Raw genomic sequence first — 15455 nt, forward strand, 5'->3', positions numbered from 1 at the left:
ACCGCAATCCCTTGCGGGCATGCTTTGCCCGGGTGGTATCGGTCCACATGTGTCGCTCCGTCGATGCTTCGCAACACCGACAGAATCACAAGCCTCTGATATCACCCAACTTCTTTTCGGGGCAGACACTAAGGGGCGCCGCTCCTAGAGGGTTTGGGGAGGGCGCCCCCAGGAGGACCGGCCCGACTGGAGTGGGGCTCGTTTTGAAGGGCCGGTCCGTTCGACGTCCGGGGGGATGGCCGGCGCGGAACATCGACTTAACTTGGCTCTCACGCGACGAGTTCCAGACACTTATCAGATGAGAGAAGATTGCCCGGATTCTGACAGGCGCCCGCGCACGTCCGCGTGAAAATGGCCAGGAACAGGCGGCGGGTCGTTGTTTGGTTCGTCTTCAAATCGACGCTTTGGCCCGCATCCCCAAGTCTTGGGAGGCGCGTCAGAAAAGATAGATGCGCTATGGCTATCTTGAACCTGGGCCGCGGTGGAGGTGTAGGCGCAGATCTTCTTGCTCGCCGGATCGCGCAGACAGGACCATTCGCCGCCGAAGTGGAGGCCGGTTCGGCGCAGCGAATGGTCTAACTTCAAGAACTTATGACCGTTCGGCGGTTCATTCGAACCGCCGAACGCTCCAGGCGGCGCACGCGACGCCCCAAGGACGTCCGTCACAGATTGGGATCGACAGGTGAAAAATAGAGGTGGCTGGGCGAAACCACCCCAAGTCTACTGCCGCTCCATGGAAAGGGAGGAGGCGGAGACGACAGTATAGCAATGATCAGGAGTCAATTCACGACGTAAGCGGCTTGCTGTTCGCAGCTACGAACGGCAAGTCACGCTTTCACGCCCTCACCCCGAATTCTTGCGAATACGAGGCCCGCCGCGATCGATATCCTGACGCGATACTCGCCAATCGGATCTGCCACGTCAAGTTGAAAATTCAACCAAATTGCGGCCGCGGGCCTCAATAGAGGTTTTCGAACACGCGGGAGAGGACCGCGTTCAAGCGCCGGATTTCCGCGGCCGTGACGCCTTCGAAGGCCTGTGCATAGACCTGCCTGGCGATCGCCCAGGCTCGGCGGCGCGCCTCGTGACCTGTTTCGGTGAGCAGCACTTCGGTGACGCGCCCGTCCGCCGCGCTGGTGCGGCAGGTGACCAACCCATCGCCGACCATCCGCTGGACGATCTTGGTCATGGTCGGCAGCTTGACGATCGCCAGCTCGGCGATTTCGCTGACGCTGCTGCTGTCCTTCGCATGAAGGGACATCAGGACGCGCCAGCGGGGCACGTCCAGGCCAATGCGCTTCAGTTCGACCTCCAGCCGCTCCAGATAGAGGTTGGTCACGCGCGTGATCCAATAGAACGGCCAGGCGTCCAACTGAAGTTTGTGGTCCGGGGCTGGAGCTGCTTCCACGGCTGCTGGCGCGGTGTCGGTCGATTTCATGGCGGCTCCCTTACGACGGATGTGCGCATCCGCCCAGTGAACGTACGCACGCGCGCGGGCCGGCATCCCGGCGCCGCGGGCGTAGATGGGTTCGGAACGTCATGCGCTCGCCTGCCAGTGCAGGTGGTGAAAGCGGCGATTGAAATAGACGAGCGCGTCCGAGCCGGCGCCGAGGCTCATCGCCTGCACCTCGCAGAGGATCGCGCTGTGCGTGCCGATATCGCGAGCCAGGCTGATTCTGCAGTCGAGCGCCACAACGGCCGAGGCGAGCGCCGGCGCGCCGGTCGCCAACACCCCCCAATCGGCGCCGAGGAATGGATCATCGCCGGGTTCGCCGCGACCGGCGAAGGCCGCGCCGAGCGGCTCGTCGCTGCCTGCGAGCACATTGACGCACAGGACGCCGTTTTCCAGGACGGCGCCGTGCGACCGCGACCGACGATTGATGCAGACCATCAGACTGGGCGGGGAATCGGTCACGCTGCAGACCGCCGAGACCGTCAGGCCCCGCCGTCCGGCTGGTCCGTCGGTCGTCACCACCGTCACCGCCGCGCCGAGCCGCGCCATTCCCTCGCGGAACATGTCGCCGGTGACCATCGCGCCTCTCCCTTCGAAATGCGTTCCAGCCGGAGCAGGACCGGGTTTTCGAAATTACGTGAATATTCACATAAACTACTTGAACATTCACGTAAAGCGGATAGGCTGCCGACATTGTCGAACTGAGCGGGGCCGCCGTGGACGCCTTCGTCGAGCGAATGTCGATCGGACCGTCAGCGGGCGTCCCGCTGGCCGTGAAGGACTGCATCGACGTCGCGGGCTTCGCCACGCGGCTGGGGAGCCGGGCCTTGGCGGAAGCCGCGCCTGCGGCGCGGAGCGCAGCCGTCGTGAGCGCGCTGCTCGACAGAGGCTACCGCCTGGTGGGGAAGACCCACATGCACGAGTTCGCCTACGGCGTGACGGGGGTGGATTCCGCAGGCCAGGGGCCCCTCAATCCGCTCTTCCCCGACCGGATTCCGGGCGGCTCCTCCAGCGGGTCGGCCGTCGCGGTCGCCGCGCGGGAAGCCGAGGTGGCGCTTGGGACCGACACCGGCGGATCTGTCCGCGTCCCGGCGGCGTGCTGCGGCGTCTTCGGCGTCAAGCCCACGTTCGGCCGGGTCAGCCGCGAGGGCGTCGCGCCTGCCGCCAGCTCCCTCGACTGCGTCGGCGTGCTGGCGCGGAGCGCGCGCGCCCTCGCCGCCGCCATGGCCGCGCTCGACCGCGATTTTCACCTGCAAGGTTGCGACATAGGCAAGGTCGCCCGGCTTCGGGCCGCCGCCGAGCCGCCCGTGGAAACCGCGGTCGATCGGGCGCTGGGGCAAACGCCGCTCAAAGTGTCGGACGCCGTCCTGCCTGGCTTTGAAGCCGCATATCAGGCCGGACTTAAGCTGATCGCCGCCGAGGCCTGGCAGGCCTTTGGGCGCTACGCCGAGGATCCGCGCGTCGGCCGTGACGTCGCCGAGCGGCTTCGGGGCGCGGCGTCGGTGAGCGCCGCGGACGTGGCCGAGGCTGAGCGGATCCGGGCGACCTTCACCGCTGAAGTCGAGCGGCTGCTCGATACGGTTGATGCTATTGTCCTTCCGACGCTTCCGAGCTTGCCGCCGAAGCGGGCCGAGGTCGGCGAGGCGCGCAACGTGGTGGCGATCACGGCGCTTGTACGGCCCTTCAACCTGAGCGGCCATCCGGCGCTCACCATTCCATTGCGCACCCCCGCCGGCGCGCCGGCCGGCCTTCAGGTGATTGGCAGGAAGGGCCAGGACGCGCGTCTTTGCGGGCTGGCGGAGATGCTCGAACAGACCATTCCCTCCGTCATAACGGACATGAGCGAGAACGCCTGATGGAGACCGTGAGCGAGTTGGCCAAGTCGCCCGGCGACGCAGAACCAACCTTTGAAACCGTCCTGGCCGAGGTTCGCGCGCGGAGCGGCGAATTCGAGCAGAAGAAATGCGTCCCGCGGGACATGGTCGACAAGTTCCGCCAGATCGGGATCTACCGCGCCCTGGTCTCGCCCCAGTTCGGCGGCGACGGCAAGAGCCCGGCCGACTTCTGCCGGATGGTCGAGGAAATCTCGACGGCGGATGGATCCGCAGGCTGGGTGGCGAGCTTCGGTGCGGCGGCGACCTATCTGGCGAGCCTGCCCACGCAGATCCTGCGGGAGGTTTACGCCGACGGCCCGGACGTCGTCTTCGCCGGGGGCCTCTTCCCGCCGCAGGAAGCCAAACGGACGGCTGAAGGCCTGCGCGTATCCGGGCGGTGGCAGTTCGGCAGCGGCAGTCCGGGCGCCGACCTCATCGGCGTCGGCGTCTTCGTGAAGGACGACGAGACCGGCGGGCTCCCGCGCATGGCGGTGATGCCGGCCAGCAAGGTGACGATCCGGGAAAACTGGGACGTGATCGGGATGCGGGGCACCGGCAGCCACGACCTGATCGTCGAGGACGTTCTGGTGCCCGAGAGCTGGACCTTCATCCGCGGCGGTCCGGCGAGCCTCGACGAGCCGATCAACCGCTATCCCGCCATGGCGCTCGCGGCCCAGGTGCTGGCGGTGGTCGGCCTGGGCGTGGCGCGGGCCGCGATCGACGAGCTGACGGGACGGCTCGGCGACAAGGTCTCAATCGCCGGCGGGGCCAAGCTGACCGACCGGCCGCAGGTGCAGATCGATGTCGCCAAGGCGGAGATGCGGCTCCGCGCCGCCCGATCCTGGTTCTACGAGGCGACCGAGGAGGTCTGGGCCGAGGCGCATGCAGACCGGCCCGTCGGCCTGCGGACCACCACCGTCCTGCGCCTGGCGGCGATCAACGCCGCCCACGAAGCGGCGCAGGTGGTGGAGTCGATGTTCCGGCTGGCCGGGACGAGCGGCATCTACAGCGCCCATCCGCTGTCCCGCCAGCTGTGCGACGCCCTGGTCGTCGGTCAGCACGCCTTCCTGTCCATGGGACACTGCCAGACGGCCGGCCGTATCCTGATGGGCGGGGAGGGGCAGCCGGGCTTTCCCTAAGCACAGCCTCCTGGAAGGAGCCTCACGATGGCTGAGACCAAACCCAAGCTTCGAACCCTCTTCTGCGTGGCGGTGCTGCAGAACTTCTTCGATCTTCCGGCCTCGGAGATCGGCAAGGTCTGGGAAGCCACCGGCCGGATGCTTCGCGGCATCGCCGACCTGCCGGGCGTGGAGATCCTGGGCACTCTGGACGACGACCAGACCATGGTCGGAACCTCGCCCAGCGGCTGGCCGTGGACCGCCTATGTGCTGGCCGACATGCCCGATCGCGAAAGCGTCGTGGCGGCGTGCAACCTGTTCCGCACGATCGAAGTCGGCGAGCACCGGCTGTGGCGCTACATGCGCGTCGAAGCGCGGATCGGCCGCGAGCTGGCGATTCCGGAGGCCGTGCGCGCCGGCCCTTCAAGCTGAGCGCGGTCTCCAGATCCACCCCGGCAAAACCGACACCCTCGCCTTGAGAGGAACGACGATGACAACGGCCCAGGCAAACGGCCCAAAGCCATATTCCGAGCTGGTCAAGCCGGATCGTGTTCACACTGCGCTCTACAAGGACGAAGCCATCTTCCGGGACGAGATGGAAAAGATCTTCCAGAAGACGTGGGTCTGGGTCGCGCATGAAAGCGAAATTCCCCAGCCGGGCGCCTTCAAGACCTCCTACGTCGGCCTGCAGCCGGTGATCGTCGTTCGCACGCGCGAGGGCGAGATCCGGGTCCTGCTCAATCGCTGCCGGCATCGCGGCGCGACGGTCTGCGAGAACCGCACGGGCAAGACCTCGAACTTCGTCTGCCCCTATCATGGGTGGACCTACGGCCTGGACGGGGCCTTGCGCGGGGTGCCCTACCCGGAGGGCTACAATGACTTCGACAAGTCCAACTACGGATTGGTTTCGCTGCGGGTGGAATCCTACGCCGGCCTCGTGTTCGCCACCTCCAAGGACGACATCGAGTCCCTGAGCGACTTCCTGGGGCCGGCGAAGACCTGGATCGATCTCTTCATGAAGCAGGGCGCCGGCTTCGGGGTGAAGACGGCCGGCGAGCACAAGTTCCGCTTTCCCGGCAACTGGAAGATCCAGCTCGAGAACACGACGGACGCCTATCACTTTCCCTTGGTGCATCGCTCGTTCCTCAATTCGGTGGACGACGAGACCGGGCAGACCTTCGACCTGATGAACCAAGGCGGCTTCGTCCAGGATCTCGGCAACGGCCACAGCGTCATGGTCATGATCCCGCACCTGGTGGACCTCGAGGAGGGCCTCGACGCGCCGATCCCGGAACGGTTCGCGGCTCTGGCTGACGAGCTGCGGCGGAGCCATCCGGAAGACGTGGTCCGCCGGGTCGTCCGGGCGGTCGGCGGGACGGGCTTCAACCTGAACCTCTTCCCGAACCTGGCCTGCTCCATGGCGTTCTTCCGCGTGCTGCGGCCGGTCTCGGTCAGCGAGACCGAGATCAGCCACATCGCCATCGGCATGGACGGCGGCCCGGAGGCGGCCAATCGCGCCCGGCTGCGGATCCATGAGCATTTCCAGGGCCCGATGGGCTTCGGCAGTCCCGACGACGCCGAGGCCTGGACCCGCGTGCAGCGGGGCGCCGAGGCGGGACCGGACCTGTGGATCATGCTCAATCGGAGCCTGGGCGTCGACGGCGTCGACAACCAGGGCCCCGGCCTGGGCGACGTCAGCGCCGAGACGGGAATGCGCGCGGCTTACCAGATGTGGAAGAGGATGATGTGCGCATGAGCCTTTCGACGGACGCCGGCCTGAGCGCGCCGACCTTGAACGAAGCCATCGAGTTCATCTGGACCGAGGCGGACCTGCTCGATGCGAAGGACTATAGGGAATGGCTGACGCTCTGGCGTCAGGACGGAATCTATGTCGTCCCCATTGATCCGGCGACCGAGGACTTCGAGGCGCAGCTCAACTACGCCTACGACGACGCCGAGATGCGTCTGGCGCGGGTCAATCGTCTGATGGGCGGATCGTCCATGTCCGCGGTGGCGGCGCCGCGCACTGTGCGGACCGTATCGCGCTTCCGGCGACTGGGGGGCGAGGGCGCGCGTCTGCAGGTCCGGTGCGCGCAACTCCTCGTCGAACACAAACGCGACGTCGAGCGGTGCTATGCGGCCGATGTCACCTACGACCTGGTGCGCGAGGAACAGGGGCTGAAGCTGGCGCGGAAAGTCGTCCGGCTGGTGAACGCCGCTGAAGCTCTTGCCGGGATCGCCTACCTCCTATGACTGGCATGGCTCGTTCTGCGCTGGTGACCGGCGGCGCTCAGGGCTTGGGCGCCGCTATCGTGCGGGCCCTGCACGCCCAGGGCTTCAAGGTCGCGATCGGCGACGTCGATTTCGAACACGCATCCGCCCTGGCGGACGATCTGGGCGCATCGGACGGATCAACGCTGCCGCTGCGGCTGGACGTTCGCGAGCAAGGCGATTTCGAGGCCGCGCTCGCCGCCATGGTCGCGCGTTGGGGCTCGGCCGAGGTGCTGGTCAACAATGCGGTGGTCACCGAGGCCAAGCCGGTCCTGGCGATCGGCCCGGCCGAGTTCGACGCTGTGATGCGGGTCAACGTCGGCGGCGTCTTCATCGGTTCGCAGGTGTTCGGGCGCGCCTTCAAGGCGGCCGGCTACGGGCGGATCGTGAACATCGCTTCGCTTGCCGGCCAGAACGGCGGCACGGCGACCGGCGCGCACTACGCCGCGTCCAAGGGCGCGATCATCACCTTGACCAAGGTGTTCGCTCGCGACCTGGCGGCGGACGGGGTGACGGTGAATGCGATCGCGCCCGGACCGCTCGACGTGCCGTCGGTCCACCGCCTGGTGCCAAAGGAGCGGTTGGCCGCCCTGGTCGAATCCATCCCGGTGCGCCGTCTGGGCGACCCGGCCTATGTCGCCGAACTGGTGTGCCTGCTCGCCTCGGAACGTTCCGCCTTCACCACGGGCGCGACGTGGGACGTCAACGGCGGGCTGTTCATGCGATGAAGCCGATGCAGCCGGATCAGGAGCCCCTGGAGCCCAGCCGCAGCCCGTCTTCGTCGTCGAGCGCGACGAGGACCGGCTTGTTCGGGCGGCGTGCGAGCAGCTTGGGGATGTACAGGCTGAGGTACGCCAGCATGGCGTTCGAGCCGTCTTCGAAGTATTCGTCCGTGATCAGGCCGTGCTTCGCGACAGACAGCGAGAACAGCAGGTCCGAAATCTGGATGGCCCGGAAGAAGACTTCGTCCTGGTTGGGGAAAGTCGGAAGTTCGAAGCTGCGCGCGATAAGCTGCCGAACCGCGACGCCGAACCTGAGGTCGTTGCCGCATCCGGCGGCCTTGATCTCCGGGTTCGTCTTCGGACCGTTGAGCAACTGCAGGGCTGCTCCGTCTGCGTTGAGGAAATCGCGGACCTTCGAGGTCACCTCGCGCACCACGCTTTCCCAATTCTGCGCCTCGGACTGGGACGGAATGTACTCCGCCATCTCCTCCGAGATCGCGCCGGCGAGATCTTTGTAGAGTTCGACGAGATCAGGATAGAAGTGATAGGCGGAACTGGCGGGAATGCCCGCGTTCTCCGCGATCATGGGCAGGGTGAGCTGATCAAGCGCGCGGTCCGCCAGGAGCGTCCTTGCCGCGTGCAATAGAGCCTGCCGCCGAACTCGCCCTTTGGCGGTGTGCCGTCGCGCCGACGCCACCCTGCTCGCGCCGCTCTGCATGCGTGCTCTCCTGATCCGATCGTCCTCATATAGGGCCGCCACCTCCGATGGAAAATAGGGCCGCGATCGATGGCGCGCATTTTGGCCGCCCCCAGATTCAAATCCATTCGTGCGTTTTTCGGTGATCTCCCTGAAATCGCTTGACGTATGGCGCAGCGCCGCCACAAGACTCGAAAATATTCCGGTATTGGAGACTCGCCGATGAACGCCATGCGCGTGGAGATCAATCCGGAGGTGGCGGCGTTTCTGGCGCGGGAGCACCGGCTCTTCATTGACGGGGAATGGTCGGCGGCGGTCTCGGGCGCCCGGATCGCGGTGTTCGATCCGGCCACGGGAAGCCAGATCGCCAGCGTCCCGCGGGCCGGAGCCGAAGATGTCGATCGGGCCGTCGCGGCGGCGCATCGGGCGCACGAATCCGGGGTGTGGAGCGGCCTTCCTCCAGCAACGCGCGAGCGCGTCCTGCTCCGGCTCGCCGACCTGATCGAGGCGCACGCCGAGGAACTCGCGCAGCTTGAGACCTGCAATCAGGGCAAGTCGATCAACATCTCCCGGATGATCGATGTCGGCGCCTCGCCGAGCTATCTGCGCTATGTCGCGGGCCTGGCCACGAAGATCACCGGCGAGACCTTCGACGTCTCCATCCAGGCGATCCCGGGCGCCCGGTTCAACGCCTATACGCGTCGCGAGCCGATCGGCGTCGTCGCCGCGATCGCCCCTTGGAACTTCCCTCTGGCGATCGGCCTGTGGAAGGTGGCGCCGGCGCTTGCGGCGGGCTGCACGGTCGTTCTCAAGCCGTCGGAAGTGACCCCGTTGACGAGCCTGCGCCTGGCGGAGCTGGCGTTGGAAGCCGGCGCGCCCCCCGGCGTGCTCAATGTGGTGACCGGCGACGGGCAGGCAGGCCAGGCGCTTGTCGCCCACCCGCTGGTTTCGAAGGTCACGTTCACCGGATCGACCGCCACCGGCAAGGCGATCGCGCGCGCCGCCGCCGATCGAATGGCCCGCACCTCCCTCGAACTGGGCGGGAAGAACCCTGCGATCTTCCTGAAGGACGCCCCGCTCGAACAGGCGGTCAACGGCGCGCTGGTCGCGGCCTTCTTCAACAATGGCCAGGTCTGCGCCGCCGCCTCGCGGCTCTACGTGGCCCGCGAGATCTATTCCGATTTCGTCGACGCGCTGTCGGCGGCGGCGCGGGGCATGTCGCTGGGACCGGGGCTGGACCCCGCAGCCCAGATAAATCCGCTCGTCTCGGCGGAGCACAGGGACAAGGTGCTGTCGCACGTGAGCCGCGCGCGCGAAGGCGGCGCCCGCATCATCGCCGGGGGTGCGGCTCCGCCCGGCGCCGGCTATTTCATCGAGCCCACGGTGATCGTCGACGCCGCCGAGTCATTGCCGATCTGCCGACAGGAGGTCTTCGGTCCGGTGGTCACGATCACCCCGTTCGATGACGAGCGGGACGCGATCCGCATGGCCAACGACACGCCGATGGGGCTGGGCGCGTCGCTGTGGACCAACGACCTGAAGAAGACCATGGACTACGTGCCGCGCCTCAAGGCCGGAACCGTGTGGGTGAACTGCCACGTCTTCGTCGACCCCAACATGCCGTTCGGCGGCTACAAGGAGTCCGGCGTCGGTCGGGATTTCGGCATCCGCGCCCTTGAGCCCTACACCGAGCTCAAGTCGGTCTGCATCGCGCACTGAGCGTCGGTGGTTTTAGGACGTTCCTCCCCTGCGAAAGCGGGGGAGCTGCAAGGCATGTTTGGATCGTTCGCGCGAATTGGATCTCGTCCAGATCGCGGACCCAGTGGGCGTCCGCTGGTTCGCCAGGGCGCCGACCGCCGCCCGTTCAGGCGGCCAGCGCAGCGGCCACGGCGGCGGTGTCGAGATACTCGTCGTAGCTGACGATCCGCCCGTCCTGGACCGCCACACGATGCAGCCACGGGATGTCATACAGAGCTCCGTTGGCGCGCACGCGGCTCCGCTCCTGGCCGCGGATGTAGAGCGCCCCGTCAGCCGCCTCGATCGCATCGATGCGCATGTCGAGGATCTCCACGTGCTGCAGGGCGGTCTCGAAGAAGCGCCGCACGCCCGCCGGGCCATTGAACGCGCCGGCGAACGGCAGCAGCGATTCCGGGCCATGGTAGCGCCAGACCGCCTGGGGAGAGATCAGCTCCAGTCCCGCCTCCAGGCGTCCCGAGAGCAGGGCCTGGAAGAATGCCTGGACAATCGAAACGCCGTCGGGAGCCTGCGCCATGTCGTGTCGCTTCCTTTAAGACTTGAGGGATGTCAGGAAACCGCCTCGAGGCGGTCGTGCCGATGATGCGCGAGCGCGCGCAGGTACCAGTCCTTGATCGTCGCCAGCCGGCTTTCGAGCTGGGAATAACGGCCCGGCTGGTAACGCCGGGATGAGACGCCCGCCTGGTTGTCTTCCGTAATCGTCTTGTCCTCGCGCGTGGTGACGTCCCACACCCCGGTGAGCCGCTCGATCGTGAAATCCCGGTCGACCTGGGCGCCCGGCGCCACGAACCAGAGGAACTCCACATCCGTCTTCAGCACCTCGCGCGGCGTGAAGCGGATCAGCACGAAATGGTCGTTGCTGCCCATGAAGTAGCCAAAGGGCGAGAACGCCAGCGTCGTCTGGCCCCCGTCGTAGGTCTTGAAATCGCCGATCAGCGGCGCCGCCGGACGGCCGTCGGCGGTCTCGCTTTGGCAACCGCGGCCGATGGGGAAGCGTCCCGCCACCCAGAGCTGCTCTTGCGGCGCCGCTTCCTCCTGGACCGGAAGCCACGTGCCGAGCGCTTCCGCCGCCTGCTGGAAATCGCTGAATTCCTGCGCGAACTCCGCAACGGCTTCAGCGGGGCCGGAGCCGGGGCCGGCCCCGAAGGCGAGGAGCTTGGCCCGCGAATGGACGCTGCAATAGAGCCGATGCGAGGGCGCGCAATGGTAGCATTCTTGGAAGTTCTCGACGACGAGTTTCCAATTCGCGTCCGTCGGGTAAGACCGTCTGACCGCCAGTTGCGCCGCGCCGGTTCCGCTTTGCCGAAGGAATGGCGTCATGACTTCCCGCACCGGATCGAAGGACAATGGACTTTGTCCGATCGAGAGGAAGATCAGGCCTTCGAGCACTTCGACGTGGGCCTGCTCAAGCCGCTCGTCGCCGGGATCGAAGTCGGCAGGCATGTGCGGCGCCGCCCGCAGGGCGCCGTCGAGGTGATAGCTCCACGCGTGGTAGGGGCAGGTAAAGGCGTTCGCATGGCCGCTTGGCTCGCGGCAGATGCGCGAGCCGCGGTGCCGGCAGACGTTGAAGAACGCCGCGACGGACCCGTCGCGCTGCCGGCAGACGATCAACGACTCCGACGCGACGTCGAAAAGGAAGTAGTCGCCCGGATTGGGGATCATCGCGACGTGGCCAGCCAAAAGCCACTGTCGTTCCAGTATTGCGCGAGTCTCTACCTCGAAGATGCGCGGGTCGACATAAAACGCGGACGCCAATGGCCGTTCCGGCTGTTCGTTTTGCAGAAGTATGTTCAGATCCACGCGCGGGACTCCTCGGCTTCTAACGCTGCTTACTGCCGAATCCGTTACCGGTCAAGTGACCTATAAAGGGCGGCTGTGCGCGCGACCGCGACCGCTTATGATTGGCGAATGAACCATGCAGGTGGGACCCCGGCGCGGGGCCGCGTACGTCTTGAGCGCGACGTTCGCCGCAGGCAGATGACCAAGGCGGCCAGAGAGATCTTCGTGCGTGAGGGCTATACGGCCCTGACCCTTCGGGCGGTCGCGGGCAGGTGCGATGTGCGTCTTTCGACGGTGCAGCATCATTTCGGCGACCGCTCGGGGCTCATCGATGCGGTGATGGAGGCGGTGATCGACGAGTGCGTCGTCACCTACGGCCGCTATGCCGACGCCGCCGAACTCAGCAGCGCCGAACGGCTCCGCCGCACGATCGCGACGATGGTCGCGGGGAATGAAGCGGAAGAAACAGCCTTGCTGTTCCCGGAACTCTGGGCGCTGGCGCAGCGGGAGCCGGCGGCGGGGCGCGGCCTCGACCGCCTCTACGCCTATGGGCGCGAACTGCTGACGACGCTGATCCTGGACTGCTATCCCCAGGCTTCGCGAGGCGCGGCGAAGCGCGCCTCGCAGCTCGTTCTTGCGCTCACGGACGGGTTGCTCGTCAGCAGCGGGGCGCGCAACGGCCGATCGCGTTCGACGCAGGCTGAGCGTGAAGACTTCGTCGAGGCGGCGCTCGGCCTTGTGTCTGCGGCATGTGGGAACACGTCACCGTCGGCGCCTCTTCGGCGAAAAGCATCGGGGCGAAGTCGAGGCGGTTCTGTCGATGGTTGATCGGCCTGTGTTCAGGCCTCGCTCTGAAGCGTGTACGAAATGACGGAGTTCGCAAGCCAGGTTGCGTTCGGACGAACAAAGGTCACTTGCGTCCGGAAGGTCCAAGGCGCGGTGTTTCGATCGAAAGGACTGATGTGGTAATTGACAATATTCCACCCGGTCTGCTGATTTACGTACGCGTAAAGGGATTCCACCTCGACAGATCCTATATGCGCCGTCTCGGCAAACAGCGCGCGCAATTCACTTGATCCGATGCGGGGCGGATAGCCCGCCGCCAACCAAATGGCGTCGGGCGTGAAAAAGCGGAGAATCCCGTCGAGATCAGCGCTTCCGAGAGTAGCCACATGCATCTGGTAGCGAGCCCGTATTTCGCGCGCGAACGCCGCGTCCTCGCTGCTCAAATCGGTCAACGATTCCTGCAGCCCGGTTTCAGGATCTGACGTGCGAAAGTTGAGTTGAAAGACGCGACCCATTTTATTCTCCTTCGGCGTTCCCGGGGCCGCAAAATCTGACTAAAGCGCCGTGCGCTTCAGCGGCGGCGCCAGCAAGCCCGCTTACGACTTCCGCGAAATGTTGCTGATGATGTCCTCGGGTCCGCTGAACGCGGGCCCGAGGATAAGCTCCGGTGATAGTCTCGCCGGGCTGTGATCGTCGCCGAAACCAAGGCGTCGGCGACGCGTCGAGATCTCAGTAGCGGCGCGTGAAGCTGATCCCGTAGGTCGCCGGCCGTCCCGCGTACCGTGTGATGCCGTCGCTAAAGTGGTCCGTCGAGATCCAGTAATAGGTGTTGGTTACATTTTGGCCCCAGATGCTTGCGCGCCAGCGCCCGTCGTCCGCTTCGACGCCCGCTCGCAAGTCTAGCAGGGTATATCCGTCAATATCGAAGGCGGGCAACTGGCCGAAGGCGGCGTTCGTCTTCGTGTGATAGCTCACATTGCCGCCAACGAACGCCGACAGACCGTCGCGCACGGCAAAGCGATATTCGACGTCCGTATTGCCAGACCAGCGCGGCGTGTAGGGAAACGCCTCTCCACCGAAGTTGGCGAGCTGGCCCAGCGGGTTGTAGTTGGTGAAATTATCCAGAATCTTGGAGTCGACGAGCGTGATCGCCGGCGAAATGGTGAGGCCGCGCACGGGCGACCACACCGCGTTCGCCTCGAACCCGACGACGCGAGACTTTGGAACATTGACGAGGACTTCAAGCACCCCGAACGGCGGGAAGCTGCCGAAGCCGCGGATCTGCTTTTCCCTGTAATCGTAGTAAAATGCAGCGGCGTTCAGTTGCAGATTTCCGTTGATCTTCGCCTTGGCGCCGACTTCGTAGGCAAGCACGCTTTCCTGCGTCACCGGCCGGGATTGCGCCGCAACAGCCATGGCGAGGAGTGGGAAACTGCCGGACTTCCAGCCCTTGCTGATCGTCGTATAGAGCAGGACGCCGTCCAGCGGCTTGTAATTCAAGCCCACACGCCAGGAAACGTTATCCTCATCGAGCTTGTTGCGAGCCTCCCCCAGCGTACCGTCTTCGAGGATGGTGACGCAGCCGCCGGGCGTCGCCCCGGGGAAAAAGCCGGAATTCGCCACCAGGCCGTCGCCCGAATCTCGCGTGCAGCCGTGGTAGTCGCGTTTTACATCGGTGTACCGGAGGCCGCCGAGCAGGGTGATCCGATCGGCGAGCGGGAAGTCGACATTGGCGTACACCGACTTGGTCTTGGCTCGCTGAGAACCTTCGTTCACAGGCGTCGCGCCGAGGATGGATTGGCTTTGTTGGAAGACCTGGACCCTCGTCACGTCGAAGATCTTGTCGTCTTCGTAATTGAGCCCGACAAGCCAGTGGCCGCTCTCCCACAACCGTCCCGCTGCGCGAAGTTCCTGGAAAATGGTCGCGGTGTGCCCGCCCTGTTGGGTAAACAGGTTCTGCACCGCCGAACCATCCGTGTCCACCGGCAGGTCACGGTCGTATCGACTGTAGGACGTGATGGAAGTCAGGGTGGTGTCGCGCCCGATGTCATAGTCGATCCGGCCGGTAGCTTGATAGAAGCTTGTGTTTTGCCGAAGGGATTTGTCGGGATCCCAGTCCGCCGCGCGCGCGTCGGGCGGCGCCAAGGGGGACGCCTCATACGCAGCATTTGGGAACGGCGGCAGAAGCGGTACATGCGCATCTATGAGCTGAGCGGCCTGGGTGTCCGACTTGTCGCGCCATCCGTTGATGTTGAGCTCAGCCTTGAGCCGGTCGGTTGGCCTCCAATCAAGCAGCAATCTGCCGATCTTCTGGTTGGCTTGCCCCAACGTCGCGTCTCTGGAAATACTGCGCTGCCAATCGCCCGAATTTAATATTCTTGCCGCCAAGCGAATGTTGAGCGTATCGGTGAGGGGGCCGGTCACAAATCCGGAAAGGTCCACGGTATTGAACCGAGAGTAACTGGCGTCAACTCCGAAGGAAAAGTGATCAAGCGGCTTGGCCGCAATATAATTGATCGCGCCTCCGGTCGAATTCTCGCCGTAGAACGTGCCTTGAGGTCCCTTCAGCACCTCAACTCGCTCAAGATCGAGCGTCGCTCCCAGCGTTTCTGCCGAAAAGGGCAGTGGCGTCTCGTCCACATACACGCTGACCGCCGGGCTTGCGCCCAGGCTGCTCTCCTGAAAGCCAACGCCGCGGATTGTGTAAACCGGCGTCCCATAGCCCGTCGAATTGAATATGAACCCAGGAACGACCTTGGAAAGCTGAGATACGTCTGTAACTCGATGCTCGAGGAGTTGATCGCCGCTTGACGCGGTAATAGACATCCCTACGTCGTTAAGTTTCTCGCTTCGTTTTTGAGCGGTTACAACGATCTCTTCGGTCTCCGAAATCTGCGGAACGGATTGTGCATGAGCCGTTCCCAGAGGCGTCAAGGATAACGCCAGAATTGACGCCGCGCACCGTGCGTTACGCGTTCTCACTTTCCCCATGGTTCCCCC

Annotated in this window: 15 protein-coding genes; 8 read left to right on the forward strand and 7 right to left on the reverse strand. The window is 65.2% G+C overall.

The features are described 5' to 3' along the window. Positions 1-958: 958 nt before the first annotated feature. Positions 959-1504 carry a MarR family winged helix-turn-helix transcriptional regulator gene (locus VJS38_RS02910; RefSeq protein WP_324086653.1) on the reverse strand — a complete coding sequence of 182 codons (546 nt, stop codon included), beginning with the start codon at positions 1502-1504 and terminating at the stop codon, positions 959-961. 33 nt (positions 1505-1537) lie between these two features. Continuing rightward, positions 1538-2032: a flavin reductase gene (locus VJS38_RS02915; protein ID WP_324086654.1), complete on the reverse strand. Its 495-nt coding sequence runs from the start codon at positions 2030-2032 to the stop codon at positions 1538-1540. 137 nt (positions 2033-2169) lie between these two features. Here VJS38_RS02915 and VJS38_RS02920 point away from each other — a divergent pair, with 137 nt between their 5' ends. The 6 genes from VJS38_RS02920 to VJS38_RS02945 are packed head-to-tail and all read left to right on the forward strand — an operon-like array spanning position 2170 to position 7444. Then, complete coding sequence (locus VJS38_RS02920) at positions 2170-3309, forward strand: amidase (RefSeq protein ID WP_324086655.1); 1140 nt, start codon at positions 2170-2172, stop codon at positions 3307-3309. Further along, complete coding sequence (locus VJS38_RS02925; RefSeq protein WP_324086656.1) at positions 3309-4466, forward strand: acyl-CoA dehydrogenase family protein; 1158 nt, start codon at positions 3309-3311, stop codon at positions 4464-4466. Before VJS38_RS02920 ends, VJS38_RS02925 begins: the two co-directional genes overlap by 1 nt. A gap of 27 nt (positions 4467-4493) precedes the next feature. Then, positions 4494-4877 carry a hypothetical protein gene (locus VJS38_RS02930; protein ID WP_324086657.1) on the forward strand — a complete coding sequence of 128 codons (384 nt, stop codon included), beginning with the start codon at positions 4494-4496 and terminating at the stop codon, positions 4875-4877. 58 nt (positions 4878-4935) lie between these two features. Further along, positions 4936-6201, forward strand: a complete 1266-nt coding sequence (locus VJS38_RS02935) for an aromatic ring-hydroxylating dioxygenase subunit alpha (RefSeq protein ID WP_324086658.1) — start codon at positions 4936-4938, stop codon at positions 6199-6201. Further along, positions 6198-6698, forward strand: coding sequence for an aromatic-ring-hydroxylating dioxygenase subunit beta (locus tag VJS38_RS02940; RefSeq protein ID WP_324086659.1), 501 nt, complete (start codon positions 6198-6200; stop codon positions 6696-6698). Before VJS38_RS02935 ends, VJS38_RS02940 begins: the two co-directional genes overlap by 4 nt. Positions 6699-6703: 5 nt before the next feature. Beyond that, positions 6704-7444 carry an SDR family NAD(P)-dependent oxidoreductase gene (locus VJS38_RS02945; RefSeq protein ID WP_324086660.1) on the forward strand — a complete coding sequence of 247 codons (741 nt, stop codon included), beginning with the start codon at positions 6704-6706 and terminating at the stop codon, positions 7442-7444. Positions 7445-7460: 16 nt separating this feature from the next. On the opposite strand, the gene VJS38_RS02950 is transcribed toward VJS38_RS02945, so the two are convergent. Beyond that, on the reverse strand, positions 7461-8156 hold the full coding sequence (locus VJS38_RS02950; RefSeq protein WP_324086661.1) for a TetR/AcrR family transcriptional regulator: 696 nt from the start codon (positions 8154-8156) through the stop codon (positions 7461-7463). Positions 8157-8357: 201 nt separating this feature from the next. On the opposite strand from VJS38_RS02950, the gene VJS38_RS02955 reads away from it, so the two are divergent. Beyond that, positions 8358-9854 (forward strand): aldehyde dehydrogenase family protein, encoded by a 1497-nt coding sequence (locus VJS38_RS02955; protein ID WP_324086662.1) that lies wholly within the window; start codon positions 8358-8360, stop codon positions 9852-9854. Positions 9855-9999: 145 nt separating this feature from the next. Here VJS38_RS02955 and VJS38_RS02960 read toward each other — a convergent pair whose 3' ends face one another. Both VJS38_RS02960 and VJS38_RS02965 read right to left on the reverse strand, forming a co-directional pair. Beyond that, positions 10000-10407, reverse strand: a complete 408-nt coding sequence (locus VJS38_RS02960) for a nuclear transport factor 2 family protein (protein ID WP_324086663.1) — start codon at positions 10405-10407, stop codon at positions 10000-10002. Between the two features lie 32 nt (positions 10408-10439). Then, complete coding sequence (locus VJS38_RS02965; protein WP_324086664.1) at positions 10440-11690, reverse strand: aromatic ring-hydroxylating dioxygenase subunit alpha; 1251 nt, start codon at positions 11688-11690, stop codon at positions 10440-10442. 177 nt (positions 11691-11867) lie between these two features. On the opposite strand from VJS38_RS02965, the gene VJS38_RS02970 reads away from it, so the two are divergent. Beyond that, complete coding sequence (locus VJS38_RS02970; RefSeq protein WP_324086665.1) at positions 11868-12497, forward strand: TetR/AcrR family transcriptional regulator; 630 nt, start codon at positions 11868-11870, stop codon at positions 12495-12497. A gap of 11 nt (positions 12498-12508) precedes the next feature. Here VJS38_RS02970 and VJS38_RS02975 read toward each other — a convergent pair whose 3' ends face one another. Together VJS38_RS02975 and VJS38_RS02980 are read right to left on the reverse strand one after the other, a co-directional pair. Then, complete coding sequence (locus VJS38_RS02975) at positions 12509-12970, reverse strand: YybH family protein (RefSeq protein ID WP_324086666.1); 462 nt, start codon at positions 12968-12970, stop codon at positions 12509-12511. A gap of 214 nt (positions 12971-13184) precedes the next feature. Next, positions 13185-15389 (reverse strand): TonB-dependent receptor, encoded by a 2205-nt coding sequence (locus VJS38_RS02980; protein ID WP_324086667.1) that lies wholly within the window; start codon positions 15387-15389, stop codon positions 13185-13187. Between the last annotated feature and the right edge of the window lie 66 nt (positions 15390-15455).

It is taken from the genome of Phenylobacterium sp. (genome assembly GCF_035276905.1).
In the GTDB taxonomy this organism is placed as follows: Bacteria; Pseudomonadota; Alphaproteobacteria; order Caulobacterales; family Caulobacteraceae; genus Phenylobacterium.